At 40.0% G+C, this 15,114-nt stretch carries 14 protein-coding genes; 7 read left to right on the top strand and 7 right to left on the bottom strand.

Going from position 1 to position 15,114, the window contains the following annotated elements; genetic code table 11:
• Positions 1-266 precede the first annotated feature (266 nt).
• The 3 genes from H4J59_RS14860 to elbB are packed head-to-tail and all read left to right on the top strand — an operon-like array spanning position 267 to position 3,580.
• Entirely contained in the window at positions 267-1,712 is a 1,446-nt protein-coding gene (locus H4J59_RS14860) for a PLP-dependent aminotransferase family protein (RefSeq protein WP_182240604.1), read from the top strand.
• A gap of 21 nt (positions 1,713-1,733) precedes the next feature.
• On the top strand, positions 1,734-2,927 hold the full coding sequence (locus tag H4J59_RS14855; RefSeq protein ID WP_182240602.1) for a multidrug effflux MFS transporter: 1,194 nt from the start codon (positions 1,734-1,736) through the stop codon (positions 2,925-2,927).
• Complete coding sequence (elbB, locus tag H4J59_RS14850) at positions 2,924-3,580, top strand: isoprenoid biosynthesis glyoxalase ElbB (RefSeq protein ID WP_182240600.1); 657 nt, start codon at positions 2,924-2,926, stop codon at positions 3,578-3,580. Before H4J59_RS14855 ends, elbB begins: the two co-directional genes overlap by 4 nt.
• Before the next feature lie 65 nt (positions 3,581-3,645).
• Here elbB and H4J59_RS14845 read toward each other — a convergent pair whose 3' ends face one another.
• From H4J59_RS14845 to cutA, 6 genes are all read right to left on the bottom strand, one after another.
• Positions 3,646-3,837 carry an oxidoreductase-like domain-containing protein gene (locus H4J59_RS14845; protein WP_182191813.1) on the bottom strand — a complete coding sequence of 64 codons (192 nt, stop codon included), beginning with the start codon at positions 3,835-3,837 and terminating at the stop codon, positions 3,646-3,648.
• Between the two features lie 122 nt (positions 3,838-3,959).
• Positions 3,960-5,306 (bottom strand): acetyl-CoA carboxylase biotin carboxylase subunit, encoded by a 1,347-nt coding sequence (accC, locus tag H4J59_RS14840; protein ID WP_182240598.1) that lies wholly within the window; start codon positions 5,304-5,306, stop codon positions 3,960-3,962.
• A gap of 23 nt (positions 5,307-5,329) precedes the next feature.
• A complete protein-coding gene (gene accB / locus H4J59_RS14835) occupies positions 5,330-5,779 on the bottom strand; it encodes an acetyl-CoA carboxylase biotin carboxyl carrier protein (protein ID WP_182240596.1) in 450 nt (149 codons plus the stop codon).
• A gap of 85 nt (positions 5,780-5,864) precedes the next feature.
• Positions 5,865-6,320: a type II 3-dehydroquinate dehydratase gene (aroQ, locus tag H4J59_RS14830; protein ID WP_182240594.1), complete on the bottom strand. Its 456-nt coding sequence runs from the start codon at positions 6,318-6,320 to the stop codon at positions 5,865-5,867.
• A 577-nt stretch (positions 6,321-6,897) separates the two neighbouring features.
• Positions 6,898-8,787, bottom strand: a complete 1,890-nt coding sequence (locus H4J59_RS14825; RefSeq protein ID WP_182240592.1) for a protein-disulfide reductase DsbD — start codon at positions 8,785-8,787, stop codon at positions 6,898-6,900.
• On the bottom strand, positions 8,784-9,020 hold the full coding sequence (cutA, locus tag H4J59_RS14820) for a divalent cation tolerance protein CutA (RefSeq protein ID WP_404852025.1): 237 nt from the start codon (positions 9,018-9,020) through the stop codon (positions 8,784-8,786). The genes H4J59_RS14825 and cutA overlap by 4 nt, the downstream gene beginning before the upstream one ends.
• 324 nt (positions 9,021-9,344) lie before the next feature.
• Here cutA and H4J59_RS14815 point away from each other — a divergent pair, with 324 nt between their 5' ends.
• The 3 genes from H4J59_RS14815 (at position 9,345) to groL (ending at position 12,015) form a co-directional block, all read left to right on the top strand.
• Positions 9,345-9,878, top strand: coding sequence for an FxsA family protein (locus tag H4J59_RS14815; RefSeq protein ID WP_182240590.1), 534 nt, complete (start codon positions 9,345-9,347; stop codon positions 9,876-9,878).
• 118 nt (positions 9,879-9,996) lie between these two features.
• A complete protein-coding gene (locus H4J59_RS14810) occupies positions 9,997-10,287 on the top strand; it encodes a co-chaperone GroES (RefSeq protein WP_182138150.1) in 291 nt (96 codons plus the stop codon).
• A 78-nt stretch (positions 10,288-10,365) separates the two neighbouring features.
• Positions 10,366-12,015 (top strand): chaperonin GroEL, encoded by a 1,650-nt coding sequence (gene groL, locus H4J59_RS14805; RefSeq protein WP_182240589.1) that lies wholly within the window; start codon positions 10,366-10,368, stop codon positions 12,013-12,015.
• Positions 12,016-12,389: 374 nt separating this feature from the next.
• Here groL and H4J59_RS14800 read toward each other — a convergent pair whose 3' ends face one another.
• Positions 12,390-13,292 carry a LysR family transcriptional regulator gene (locus tag H4J59_RS14800; RefSeq protein WP_182240587.1) on the bottom strand — a complete coding sequence of 301 codons (903 nt, stop codon included), beginning with the start codon at positions 13,290-13,292 and terminating at the stop codon, positions 12,390-12,392.
• Between the two features lie 106 nt (positions 13,293-13,398).
• Here H4J59_RS14800 and H4J59_RS14795 point away from each other — a divergent pair, with 106 nt between their 5' ends.
• Entirely contained in the window at positions 13,399-15,102 is a 1,704-nt protein-coding gene (locus H4J59_RS14795; RefSeq protein ID WP_259369545.1) for an arylsulfatase, read from the top strand.
• Positions 15,103-15,114: the final 12 nt, after the last annotated feature.

Genomic DNA, 15,114 nt, shown 5'->3' with positions numbered 1-15,114 from the left:
AGCTGAGCAGTAAAAGCTCAATACAACAAGTGCTAAGGCATTATTCAATACTTTCTTATTCATACGGTTTTATCCAATACTGTTTTACCCGATATGCCATGTTGAACGCCTTCGTTAGTATTTTTAGTCACTTTAATTTTCAACCTCATCACTAACATTAACAGGGCTTATATTAAGCAAACGGTTTGTTAGTGACGGATAGACATTTTACCGATTTTTTGTTTTAATAACATATACAAAAAAATGAAAATGCAACCTATACAGTTATGCGATTAGTTGACAAATCATCCCCCTACTTTCTATATCAACAAGTGATCGACTTTGTTGAGTTTCAGCAACAAAGTGGCGCAATACGCCCAGGTGATAAATTACCCAGTTTACGTAAACTCAGTCGACAGTTTGAGATCAGCGTACCTACTGTCAAGCAGGCATACCTTGAACTTGAACGCCAAGGTAGTATTTCTGCTCGGCCACAGTCGGGCTACTATTTAAAGGCTAAACAAGCACGCACTTTATTACCCATGCGGGCAATATGGGCCAGTTGTGAGCCGGCAGAAATATCATGCCGGAGTTTAATTGAGCAAGTTTATGACGCTGTGCATATGCCTGACTCAGTGGCATTAGGCATTTCTAATCCTGTTAATGCGCATCCGCCAGATAAAACCCTAGCAAGATTGATGCGCTCAGTGCTGAGTCGAGTGTCTGAAAAAGCGGTGAGTTATGGGCCGATTAATGGCGATCCTAAACTACGTTTGAATTTAGCTTTTCGTTATCAAGAGCAGGGTGTTTCGGTTAATCACGAAGACTTAATTATTACCAATGGCGCACAAGAAGCCTTGTCTATTGCCCTGCAATGTGTGGCTGAGCGCGGTGATATTATCGCGGTTGAATCACCTTGCTACTTTGGGCTTATCGAACTTATTGAAAGTTTGGGTATGAAGGCTTTAGAGGTTTACACCTGCACTGAAGACGGTGTTTGTGTTGTAGAATTAGCCAAGGTTATTAAACAACATTCAGTGAAAGCCTGCTTGTTTTCAAGCGCCATTAGTAACCCGCTAGGGTCAATGATGACCGATAAGCAACGACAAGCTATGGTCAAGTTACTGGAGAAAAACGACATTGTCTTAATTGAGGACGAAGTCTACAGCGATTTGTATTTTACTGAGCACCGGCCGGTGTCAGCACAGTTATACTCAGAAAAAGGTTTAGTATTAACCTGTTCATCTTTTTCAAAAACAGCGGCTCCGGGTTATCGAGTCGGTTGGTTGTTAGCCGGTAAGTTTGAAGAAAAAGCTAAGCGTATCAAAAGGGCCCAATCATGCTCTACGTCAATGTTGCAACAATGGACATTAAGTGATTACTTAATGAGTGGCGAGTATGACCGGCACCTGCAAGTGCTTAGAAAAACCCTGCGTTATAACTGTGAGCGCATGCGGGCGTTGATCGCTGAGCATTTTCCTGAGCAAGTGTGTATTTCAAAACCCAAGGGTGGCAGCGTTTTATGGGTACGTTGTCGTTCACATGTCGATACCAGCCAGTTTTTTAAACAAGCGATTGCACAAGGCGTAAATTTTGCGCCCGGAGAGGTTTTTTCACCCTCTGGAAAGTATAAAAACTATATGCGTATAAGCTATGGCGTACAATGGAGCGAAAAAATTGACCAAGCCATTCAAGTGCTAGGCCAATTAGTGTATGACTACCCTGAATCTTAAAAACACAAGGAAATAAGCGCAGTGACAGAGTACCGCACAAAAATATCATTAAAATTAATATTACCCTTATTAGCCGCTATTATCGCGGTATCTCCTTTGGCCATTGATATGTATCTTCCTGGCATGCCTGAGCTTACTCAATATTTTTCAACAAAAATGCCCTTAGTGCAAAATAGCTTAAGTATTTATTTATTGGGTTATGCCGTTGGCTTGTTAGTGTTTGGTCCCATGGCGGATAAGTATGCTCGTCGCACATTAGTCATGATAGGTTTATTGGGCTTTTTATTAACCACAGTGGCATTAACCTTTGCACAAAATATTGAACAATTTATAGCTTTACGTTTCTTTCAAGCGTTTATGAGTACAGCAGCGACAGTGGTTGTGCCCGGTATTATTCGACAGCTTTATGGCAAAGACACCGCGAAAGGACTGTCTTATGTCAGTATGATCATGATGTTGGCGCCCATGATAGCCCCCAGTATTGGCAGCGTATTACTGCTGCACAGTTGGCAAATGATTTTTTATGTCTTGGCGGGTTATGCTTTTATTGTTTTTGTGTGCAGTTTTTATTATTTACCCGATGTTAAAACGATCAAATCGACAATCACCTATAGTGCCGTGGAGCGTTATAAAATTGTTTTTAGTAACCGTGCCGCTCGTTTTGATTTATTGACCGTTATGATGGCCTCATTGGCTTTTTTCAGTTATATCACCGCCATTTCATTTGTTTATTTGACCGTATTTAAGGTTTCTGAATTTGAGTTTAGTTTGCTATTTGCGTTGAATATTTTGGCTTTAATGACCGCGCACTTTATCAACACACGGCTGGTGGGTAAGTTTGGATCTAGAAAAATGTTACGTTTTGGTGTTGTCCTCGCCTTTGTGGCGGTAACAAGTTTATTGCTGGCCAGTATATTTTCTTTATCGCTATATTATTATGTTGTGGCTATTTTGCCGTTAATGGGGAGTTTATCGATGATTTCGGTCAATGCTGACGCCTTAATTTTACAAGAGTTTGCTGAACACGCTGGTACAGCAACAGCGGTAAATGGTACTTTGCGTTTTGGTATTGGCGCCCTAGCGGGTCCTATTTTAGCGATATTTTATAATGGCAGTACCTTACCCTTTGCCCTTTTAATGGCGGGGGCAGTTTATCTCGTGGTGATCTGTCAATTAATACAAAGTAAGCTCAATGTAGCTACGGAGGAAATGTGAAAAATATAGCAGTAATGTTATCAGGTTGTGGGGTCTACGACGGCTCTGAAATTCATGAGGCAGTGTTGACTCTGCTGGCGATTGAACAAGCGGGCGCTAAATATCGCTGCTTTGCGCCAAATATTAATCAACATCATGTGATTAATCATTTAACCGGTGAAGTGATGGCAAAAGAGCAACGCAATGTACTGGTAGAGTCTGCGCGCATTGCTCGTGGTGATGTTGAAGACTTAACAGAATTTTATATCGATGAGTTTGATGCCTTGATCGTACCCGGTGGTTTTGGCGCGGCAAAAAATTTATCTGACTTTGCTATTAACGCTGAAGCCTTTAAAGTGAATGAACAAGTGATGGCCGTATGCCAAGCATTTGTAAAGGCCAATAAGCCAGCCGGTTATATGTGTATAGCGCCGGTGATGATCCCACTCATTTATGGTGAAAATGCTCAAGCAACCATAGGTCATGATATTGGCATTGCAAAAGCCTTAATCGATGTGGGTTTAGCGCACCGAGATTGTGCAGTTGATGATATCGTTGTTGATGCTAATCGTAAGCTAGTGTCTACACCGGCCTATATGCTGGCAACAACGTTAACTGAAGCGGCTAGTGGTATTAATAAACTGGTGGCACAAGTGATCAAGATGATGGATTAAATCCCATTGAAAACCGAGTGTTTGCATTGAAAGCCTAAGCAGAATGAGGGTTTTATCTTTAGTGGCTAATCTTCATTTGATGGGATTTTATGCGCTTCAGCCGCTTTTAATGCGACTTGTTCTTTTAATACGACTTGTTGTAAACGCCATTTTTTTCGTTCAGCGTAGTAATAATCCCATACACAAGGGTTACATGCACCACCGCCACAGCAGTCATCGTCAGCAGGGGGTAAAGGCTTTGCGAGTAATTCAGTCATAACAGTTACCGTTTTTGCTATCAAGAAAACATCATTATAAATAAAAAAAGCTCTGCATGCAGAGCTTTTTTAGACCAGGCTATAAATGTAGCGCTAAGTATTATCCATTATGTCATTGGCTATTATTCTAATGCAGCCAGCTTCTTTTCAAGATAGTGAATATTAGCACCACCATCAATAAAACCTTTGTCAGTTAGAATGTCTTGGTGCAAGGCAATATTGGTTTTAATACCATCAATAATTAATTCACCTAATGCGTTACGCATACGCGCCATAGCAACCTCACGACTATCACCCCAAGTGATCAACTTACCGATCATTGAGTCATAGTTCGGTGGCACTGAGTAATCCGCATAAATATGAGAATCCCAACGTACACCTAAGCCACCTGGAGGATGGAAACGAGTGATTTTTCCTGGTGATGGCACGAAGGTACGTGGATCTTCCGCGTTAATTCGACATTCAATTGAATGGCCTGATATTTTAATATCGTCTTGCGTATAAGATAGTGGTTGACCTGCAGCAACACGAAGCTGCTCTTTGATCAAATCAACACCCGTGATCATTTCAGTTACCGGATGCTCCACTTGAATACGGGTATTCATTTCGATGAAATAGAATTCGCCGTCTTCGTATAAGAATTCAAAGGTACCAGCACCACGATAGTTTATTTCGATACAGGCATTACAGCAGCGTTGGCCAATTTTTGCCCGCAGTTCAGCTGAAATACCTGGCGCAGGCGCTTCTTCAACCACTTTCTGGTGACGACGTTGCATTGAACAGTCACGCTCACCTAAATGAATAGCAGCACCTTGGCCATCAGCCATGATTTGAATTTCAACATGACGTGGGTTTTCTAGGAATTTCTCCATGTAAACTACGTCGTTATTGAAGGTCGCTCGTGCTTCTGATTTAGTCAGTTGAATAAATTCAATTAAATCTTCTTCACGGCGAACAACACGCATACCGCGACCACCACCACCACCAGAGGCTTTGATGATAACTGGATAGCCAATACGTCTACCGTGCGCTAAATTTGCTTCAACATCTGCAGTCAATGGACCATCAGAGCCAGGTACGCAAGGTACGCCAGCTGCTTTCATCGCTTTAATGGCTGAAACTTTATCGCCCATTAAACGGATACTTTCCGCCTTAGGTCCAATAAAGGCAAAACCTGATTTTTCTACTTGTTCAGCAAAATCAGCATTTTCAGCAAGGAAACCATAGCCAGGGTGAATAGCTACAGCGTCAGTAACCTCTGCGGCAGTAATAATGGCTGGAATATTTAAATAACTATCCATTGCCGCCGGTTTGCCAATACAAATAGTTTCGTCGGCTAACAATACATGCTTAAGGCTTTTATCAGCCGTTGAGTGCACAGCAACCGTTTTAATGCCAAGCTCTTTACAAGCGCGTAATATTCTTAAGGCAATTTCGCCGCGATTGGCGATAACAACTTTATCTAACATGAAAATCCCCTTAAAGGTTGGGCTTATTCAATGATGAATAGCGGTTGATCAAATTCAATAGCGTCTTCGTTTACGGCTAAAATTTGTTTGATGACACCTGATTTATCGGCTTCAATTTGATTCATCATTTTCATCGCTTCAAGGATACATAGTGTATCGCCAGAATTAACATGCTGGCCAACAGCAGCAAATGCAGGTGCATCAGGCGAACCTGCTGAATAGAAAGTACCGACCATTGGAGAGCGCACAATATGTCCGGTTATTACTGGAGCTGCCGCTTCCGCTGCAACAGCCGGAGCAGGTGCTGTAGGTGCTGCAAGTGGTGCTTGAGCTGCATGCATCATAGGAGCTGCTTGCATAATGGTGGCACCACGGCTAATGCGCACTGATTCTTCACCTTCAGAAATTTCTAATTCGTTGATACCTGACTCTTCAACCAATTCAATTAATTTTTTAATTTTACGAATATCCATTTGAATACCTTTTTATATCATTATTAAATTTATGTGTGTAAAACTTAAATGAATATCATCATTTAAGTGCTTATTTATTAAGTACTTATTTTTTATTTTTTTCTAACCAATCTGTTGCAGCAGCTAAAGCATATTCATAGCCATTAGCGCCTAAGCCGCTAATAACGCCGATAGCAATATCTGATAAATAGGAATGTTGTCTGAACGACTCACGCGCATGTACGTTTGATAAATGGACTTCAATAAAGGGTATACTAACCGATAATAAGGCATCTCTAAGCGCAACGCTGGTATGCGTGAAGGCCGCTGGGTTTATTATAATAAAGTCTATTTTTTCGAAACTGGCATGAATTTCGTCAAGCAAAATATGTTCAGCATTTGACTGTTTATGACTTAACCGCACATCAGCCTTAATGGCGATGTCAGCTAAATTTGCCATGATATCAGTTAACGACAACGAACCATAAATAGTAGGCTCACGTTTGCCTAACATATTTAAGTTAGGACCATTTAGGACTAGAATGTTAAACTTTGTAGTCATCTTCGGTAAAAACACCCTGATTATTGTATAATAGTAACATCATGTCATATTTAACTATGTGATTAAATTAAATTTGGCTTAAATGGTAAATTAATCTCATTTGACGATTATTATAGTGTTTTCGCAGAATATAGCAGCAAAATACTGGTCTTATCACTTGGGGTGGTTATTAAATGATTGATTTTAGGTCAGTTATCATAAGTTTAGCACACTAAATAGGGTGCTATTTTTAATTAATCTATTGATTTATCAGGTTTATTTAAAAATAATTCAGTAGTTAGCTGTTGTTTCGTGGCTTGCTGTTAAATACTAGGATGAAACTATTAACGCCTTATTTTTTAAAATGGCTGCCGTAATTTTGTTTTTTAGTTTATAAGCAGCAGCCATTAATATTATTTTAAATATAACGGCAGATACAATATCGTTATTTGTTAACCCGCTGCGGGCTATTTTCCTACATGGCAGGTTTATGGGCAAAATGGTATGGCTATAGTGACTTAGGTTTTGTTGAGCAAAAACTCGTATTGCAACAATAAAAAAGCGCCTTGGAGCGCTTTTTTATCATCATATTGACCAGTTAAGGGGTGAATGTTTTATCGACATGCGCTGAAAATTCATTAGCTTCCATAAAGCCGGTAACTCTGCGTTGTGATAATTCATTACCGGTTAAATCAAAGAATAAAATTGACGGTAAACCAAAAATTTCAAACTTAGACATTAACTCAACACTGTCTTTGGAACCTGTGTCGGTCAAATCTATTTGTAGTAATACCGTGTCTGCAAGCGCTTTTTGCACCTTGGCTTCAAAGAAAGTGTACTCTTCAAATTCTTTGCATGCGACACACCAGTCAGCATAAAGATCAACCATTACGGTTTTTCCTTGTGCATTAGCGGTTGTAATCGCTTGATTCATTTCTGTTAAATTCTTTACATGCTCAAAGCCACGGAGTTCTGTTTGTGGTGAGACCAAAACATTGTTGGTGACGGGATAAACCAGTTGGTAGGCTTTATTGGCGCCGATAAAGAAAACTAAAAATATTAAGATACTACGTAAACCAAAACCAAAGGTTTTAGCCGAGGCTTGATTGACAGTATAAAAGTATCCAGCAGTGGCTAAAATAAGCAGCACCCAAAGTATATCTATCACTATTAGTGGTAAGAAGCGCTCAAGCAAAAATATTGGTACGGCTAGCAGCAATAAGCCAAAAATATTCTTAATTACATTCATCCAGTTGCCCGCTTTAGGTAGTAATTTACCACCTGAGCTGCCTAATACTAGTAAGGGTAAACCCATACCTAAACTGAGCGCATAAAGTGCTGACGCACCGAGTAATATGTCACCTGATTGGGAAATATATAATAGTGCACCAGTTAAAGGGGCAGTAGTGCAAGGAGAGGCAACTAAACCGGAAATGGCGCCCATCACTAGCACACCAAAATAAGAGCCACCTTTTTGATTACTACTTAGCTGATTTAGTTTGTTTTGCCAACTACTGGGTAGGGCTAAATTAAAGGTACCAAACATAGACAGTGCTAAGAAAATAAATAATAAACTTAAGGCAATAAGTACGATAGGGTGCTGAAACATGGCTTGAAATTGTGCACCGGCAATTGCCACCACAATCCCGAGTAAAGTATAAGTAACCGCCATCCCTTGTACATAAGCAAAAGATAAGGCAAAGGCTCTTTTAGTTGATAACTTGTCACCTTGGCCAACAATAATACCTGTTAAAATTGGGTACATAGGGAAAACACAAGGTGTAAAAGACAAGAGTAAGCCACCCACAAAAAATGCCGCCAGTGTTAACCAGACACTGTCACTTTTTAGCATGTCAGCTAATTGGTGCTGCTCGCTGCTGTTGGCATTATTACGTTGAATTGGGTTACTTTGACTATTGGTATTGCTTGTAGTACTAGCTGATGGGGTATTAATTTCATCTTCGCTATTAGACCCCAGTGCAGACAAAATATTTTTAGCCTTGTTGGTAGGCGGCGCTATTTGTTTAACCTCATTTACCTCAACCGTTTGCTTTGTCGGTGGATAACATAAGCCTTTTTTGGCGCAGCCTTGATAGCGAATAGTGATATTGGCATCACTTTGAGCTTGTGTAATATCGATGGTAAAAGCGACTTGGCCGGTAAAAATTTGTTGAACACCAAAAAACTCATCTTCATGGCGCTCACCTTCAGGTAAGTTGACGGGCACAATAGTGGCGTTTTCACTGGTAAATTTAAACTGGTGACGATACAAATAATAACCATCAGCAATATTAAAACTGACTTTTAATTGGTTTTTTTGTTGGTGGAAGTCAAAAATGAAAGCGTCATCAACTTTTAAAAACTCATTGTCATTACTAAAGAGTGATGCAGGCGTGTTAAAAATTGACTCTTGGGCATTTGCTAAGGGTGTTGTAGCAAAACATAAGCTAGTAAGTATTAACCAAAAAACAGTAACAATTTTTTTCATAACCGATATTTTAAAAACTCGTTGATCCAGTTTAAATATTGATGATCACCTTGCTGGATGTTCAAGGCGATAACTTCATGAGTATCGTATGGGTGCAATGGCTTGATTATCTCACTAAGTAAATCAAAGCGTGCTAATTTATTTTTTGTAAATAGCGCCACCACTGTTTCACTAAGCAAAAAATCTTGCCAGCGACAAACCGATATAATATTCGGTAAACTATTGACGCACACGGCTAGCTTTTCCGTTACCAAGTGCTCAGCAATATCTTATGCCATACCCATGGTCGGGCATAGACATAAGGTTACTTGCTACATCAACAAAGCTACATTATCAAAAATACCTTAATAAAAACTTAAGTATTCAAAAGAAAGCCAATGTTTGCTAAATCAGTCGATATTTACTCTTAAGTTTACGCTAATCTTTTTCAATCAGTAAGTATCAAGCCTAGGTTTGTATGAGACTTAATGATATTGGGCATAGCTAAAAAGATAGCTAGCTTGAAAAAGACCTGTTAACCCCCATATTAGTTTCATTAAAGATTATTAGGCACTGCTATGTTTCGGCTTTTATTTGTACTTTTTATTATTATTCCGATTATTGAAATTTTTGTTTTGATGCAGGTTGGCGCTGTTTTAGGTGTTTGGCCAACCATTGCTATGGTAATTTTTACCGCGTGGTTAGGGGCAAAATATGTCAGACAACAAGGGATTTCAACCTTAAATTCGGTACAAACAAAAATGGCTCAAGGGCAAATGCCGTCAGATGAAATTGTTACGGCTTTAATGCTATTAGTAGCGGGCGTATTGTTGGTAACCCCTGGTTTTGTTACTGACTTTCTGGGTTTGAGTTTGTTGATCCCTGCGGTTCGTCATACCATTGCCGGTAGCGTTATGTCGCATATCTCCAGTAATAATACCAGCCAGCAGGGTTTTCAGTTTCACAGTCACAGTCACAGCCATGGCCAGAACCAAAACCAGAACCAAAACCACGATGATTTTTCCAAACAACCTGAAAGCCCGTTTCAAGAAAACCTTCAGTCACCACATGAAGGTCAAACTTTGGATGGTGAATTTGAGCGCAAAGATTAAAAAAAAATCGAGAGGGACTTGTGAAGTTTTATTTAATCCCCATCTTACTTCTACAAGCAAATAGCACCAAAATTTTAGTCCATTATTTTTATAAAATAAAACTTTTCTGGAGAACAAAATGAGTATTCGTCCATTACACGATCGTGTGATTATCAAACGTAAAGAAGTAGAATCAAAGTCTGCTGGCGGTATTGTATTAACGGGTAGTGCTGCTGAAAAGTCAACACGTGGTGAAGTCATTGCGGTAGGCAAAGGCAGAATGCTAGAAAATGGTGACGTGCGTGCCTTAGATGTAAAAATTGGCGACCAAGTTATCTTCAGTGAAGGCTACGGTACAAAAACTGAAAAAATTGATGGTGAAGAAGTGCTTATATTGTCAGAGACTGACATTTTAGCCATCGTCGAATAATTAATAATTATTAATTTTTACCTATTATATTGTACTGATTAAGTTTGGTACAAATACAGTTTACAAGGAATCATGAAAATGGCAGCAAAAGACATATTATTTGGTAACGACGCACGCGCAAAAATGCTTAAAGGCGTTAACGTACTTGCAGATGCAGTAAAAGTTACTTTAGGCCCGAAAGGTCGTAACGTAGTTTTAGACAAATCATTTGGCGGCCCAACGATCACTAAAGATGGTGTATCGGTAGCAAAAGAAATCGAATTAGAAGATAAGTTCGAAAACATGGGCGCACAAATGGTGAAAGAAGTTGCTTCTAAAGCCAATGACGAAGCAGGCGATGGTACAACTACAGCAACTGTTTTAGCACAAGCGATTGTAAACGAAGGTTTAAAATCGATTGCAGCGGGCATGAACCCAATGGATCTTAAACGTGGTATCGACAAAGCAGTTATTGCTGCTGTTGAAGCACTGAAAGGTTTATCGCAAGAATGTAGCGACAACAAAGCGATTGAGCAAGTAGGTACTATTTCTGCTAACTCTGACGAAACTGTTGGTAAAATCATTGCAACAGCGATGGACAAAGTTGGCACTGAAGGTGTTATTACCGTTGAAGAAGGTCAGGCATTAACTGACGAACTAGACGTTGTTGAAGGTATGCAGTTTGACCGTGGTTACCTTTCTCCTTACTTTATCAATAACCAAGAAAGTGGCAGTGTTGAATTAGAAAACCCTTTCATTTTATTAGTTGATAAAAAAATATCTAATATCCGTGAATTATTAGGCACACTTGAAGGTGTTGCTAAATCGGGTAAGCCATTACTTATTATTGCTGAAGATGTTGAAGGCGAAGCACTAGCTACATTAGTAGTTAACAACATGCGTGGTATCGTAAAAGTTGCTGCTGTTAAAGCACCAGGTTTTGGCGACCGTCGCAAAGCTATGTTACAAGACATCGCGACATTAACGAAAGCTACAGTGATTTCTGAAGAAATCGGCATGGAGCTTGAAAAAGCAACATTAGAAGATTTAGGTCAAGCTAAACGCGTGGTTATCTCTAAAGACAATACGACTATTATTGATGGTATTGGCGAAGACGATGAAATTAAAGCACGTGTAGCGCAAATTCGCGGTCAAATTGAAGATTCTTCTTCTGACTACGATAAAGAAAAATTACAAGAACGTTTAGCTAAATTAGCTGGCGGTGTTGCGGTTATCAAAATTGGTGCAGCAACAGAAATGGAAATGAAAGAGAAAAAAGCCCGTGTTGAAGATGCATTACATGCAACACGTGCCGCGGTAGAAGAAGGCGTAGTTGCTGGTGGTGGTGTTGCCTTAGTTCGTGCAGCCGATGCTATTAAAGACTTAGAAGGTAGCAATGAAGACCAAACTCACGGTATCAACGTTGCTATTCGTGCAATGTCAGCTCCTTTACGTCAAATCGCCACTAACTCAGGTGACGAAGCCTCAGTAGTATTAAACCAAGTACGTACTGGCGGCACAGGTAACTACGGTTACAATGCGAGCAATAGTACTTACGGCGATATGTTAGAAATGGGTATTCTTGACCCAACTAAAGTAACGCGCAGTGCCTTACAGTTCGCGGCCTCAGTTGCTGGCTTAATGCTAACAACAGAAGCGATGATCACCGACGCACCTACTAAAGATGCTGGCGCCCCTGATATGGGCGGCATGGGCGGTGGTATGGGCGGAATGGGCGGCATGATGTAAACGTATTGCCTAAATACTAGCACTTCCTAGAAAAGCCCGTAAGCTTATAGTTTACGGGCTTTTTTATTTTGATATTGTTAGTTTTCTAATCTTTAAGGTACTACGTTAATAACAATGAGAGTTGACTTGGTCACCAGCACTGTTACTAACAAAGCTGAATATACTATTTAAGGATGAATGAAGTTACTGACATTTTGTCCACCAGCACAACCTAGATCCAACCCTAACTCACAATACAGCAGCAGCATTTCAAAATAATTATACAGCATAAGGTAGACGCCTTCTCATCATTGGGGTCAATAGACTTCTAAATGATTATGTTGCGGTAGGTTTGAATATGTTTTCTGACGCCTATCGAGCAGTAGCATCACTTATCACTTCTGTACTTTTAAGCTTTTTACCATATTGATCATTTCAGATAAACTTGGCGTTAATTGTCGAGAACGCATACGCCACAGTCCAATGTCACTACTGATGTTAAACGGCAATGTAATGGCGGTGAGTGAACGTTGTTGCCATTCATCGCGTTTTAAATCACCCACGGCAATGGTAATCAAGTTATTTTGTTCAGCTAATTCTAACGCTTGTGGTAGGTCGGTCACTTCAAAATCAGGTTTATTTGAATTTAATAAAAAAGCTTGAAATTGTGGCGGTAAATGACTGATATAACGTTGCGGTATTGGTGGCAATACCCATTTATATTGAAATAAATGCTCTAGTACCGGTGTTTGCTTATGGATAGGATGATCATGGTTTGCTACCACATAAACCGGGGCTTGCAACAAAGGGATCACTTCATAGCTATTAGGATCATGGAGTGTTTGTTGTTCACCGACATCATACAACAAGCAATCATACGAATGATTGTCTAGGCCATGTATGAGATCTTCAAAGCGTCCGGTACTGGCATGGATTTGGATATCGGCGTTATGGGCAATAATCTGCCCAATTAAGGGTTTGAGAATTAATTCATGTATCAATGGCCCACAGCCGACATTGATAGTACCTTTTTCACCATGACTAAAAAAACGTGCGTGTGACACCATGCTCTTCATCGCAGAAATACAGTTTAACGCATCTCGATACAATGCTTGTCCTGCCGGGGTGGGCGTTACATCACGAGTATGGCGATCAAAGAGCAATATCTGCAAGTGTGACTCAAGTTTTTTAATACTCTTACTGATACTTGATTGCGTAACACCTATTGAGCCGGCAGCTTTGGTCAGATTACGGTGCTCATATACACCAACAAAATGTTCGAGCAGTTTTATGTTCATGATGCATCCATAGATATATTATATTTTGGAATGGTTATATGCCAATGAGGCATGACTATTTAAGCTACATTGTTTTTACATTTTCAGCAACGCTTAGGTTTACATTATGGTCAAATTCACCTCATTCTCACGTGTTATGGTTGCCGTGTTGTGCATGGTTAGCGCACCGCTTGTCTCGGCAGAAAATAGTCTCAGCTCTAGCCCTGAGGCGGTTTCTAAAGCACCGAATTTTTTAATTATTTTGGCGGATGACTTGGGTTACTCTGATATCAGTAGTTTTGGCAGTGAAATTCATACCCCTGGGATTGATTCGTTGGCAAAGGGCGGAGTTAAATTTTCTAATTTTCATGTCGCCGCCACCTGCTCACCGACGCGAAGTATGTTGCTAACAGGGGTGGATAATCATCTTAATGGCTTAGGCAATATGCGTATCATTATGGATGATAATCAATTTGGCCAACCTGGCTACGAAGGTGAGCTTAATAATAGCGTGGAGACGGTGTCGAGTATTCTGCAACGTAATGGCTATAGTACCTATATGTCTGGCAAATGGCACTTGGGCATGAAAAAAAGTAATTTACCAATTAATCGAGGCTTTGATCAATCCATTTCGTTAATGGAAACTGGCGCCGATAACTGGGAGAAAAAACCTTACTTGCCACATAACAAACAAGTGCACTATTTTGATAATGCCAATGAAATTGATTTACCAGATGATTTTTATTCATCAGATTTTTATACCGATAATCTTATGGGCTACTTACAACAACATGATCGCCAAAAGCCATTTTTTGCCTACTTGGCTTTTACGGCTGTGCATTATCCACACCAAGCACCAAAAGCGCTCACTGAAAAATATTTAGCCAACTATCAAGACGGCTGGGAAGTGATTAAATCTAAACGTTATACACGATTAGTGCAACTGGGTTTAATGCCGCCAGGTTTAGAAGCATTACAGTTACCGACAATTGCCGAGTGGGATGCACTCTCTAAAGAAGATCAAGCATATCGCACCAAACAAATGGCGGTGTATGCTGCTATGGTCAAGCGGATGGATTACAACATTGAACGTTTGTTATCCTACCTCAAAAAAGCGAATTTATTTGATAATACCGTCATTATGTTTATGAGTGATAATGGCGCAGACAACAATGAAATAGAAAAAGTATTTCCTGATTATATTCAGAAAAATTTTACCACCAATATTGAAACCTTAGGTGAAAAAGGCAGTTATGCTAATTATGGCCCAAGCTGGGCTAATGTTTCTATGACCCCCTTGAGCTGGTACAAAGGTTCAGCATCAGAGGGCGGCATGCGCTCACCACTGATTGTTCATTATCCTAAAAAGCTCCAACAAGGCGTTGTTAGCCATAGTTTTAGCTACATTACAGATATTGTACCTACCATATTGGATTTAGCGGGTTTAACTCAAGCTATAGATAAAGAAAAAATGGTTATTATGGGACGTAGCCAAGTTGGTGTGTTAACCGGCGAAAATGAAACGGTTTATACTGACCAAGAGGTGATTGGTTATGAACTTGCTGGCAGCGCGGCCTTGTTTAAAGGTGATTACAAATTAGTGCGTAACTTTCCGCCCTTTGGTGATAAGCAATGGCGTATTTTTAATATTAAAACCGACCCCGTTGAGCGCTATGATTTAGCCACCACAGAGCCCAAGCGATACCAACAAATGTTACTTGATTATCAAGTGTATCAGGGCAAAGTTAAGATGGTTGAGGTTACTGAGCAATATCATGTGATTAAGCAGCTGTCTAAAAATTTAAAACGCATGAAAGATCAGCACCATTAATTAGCCCTGCAC

Origin of the sequence: Colwellia sp. MB02u-10 (assembly GCF_014077185.1) — a bacterium.
Taxonomy (GTDB): Bacteria; Pseudomonadota; Gammaproteobacteria; order Enterobacterales; family Alteromonadaceae; genus Cognaticolwellia.
Note: the sequence above shows the minus strand (reverse complement) of the source record. Positions and strands in the feature narration are given on the sequence as shown.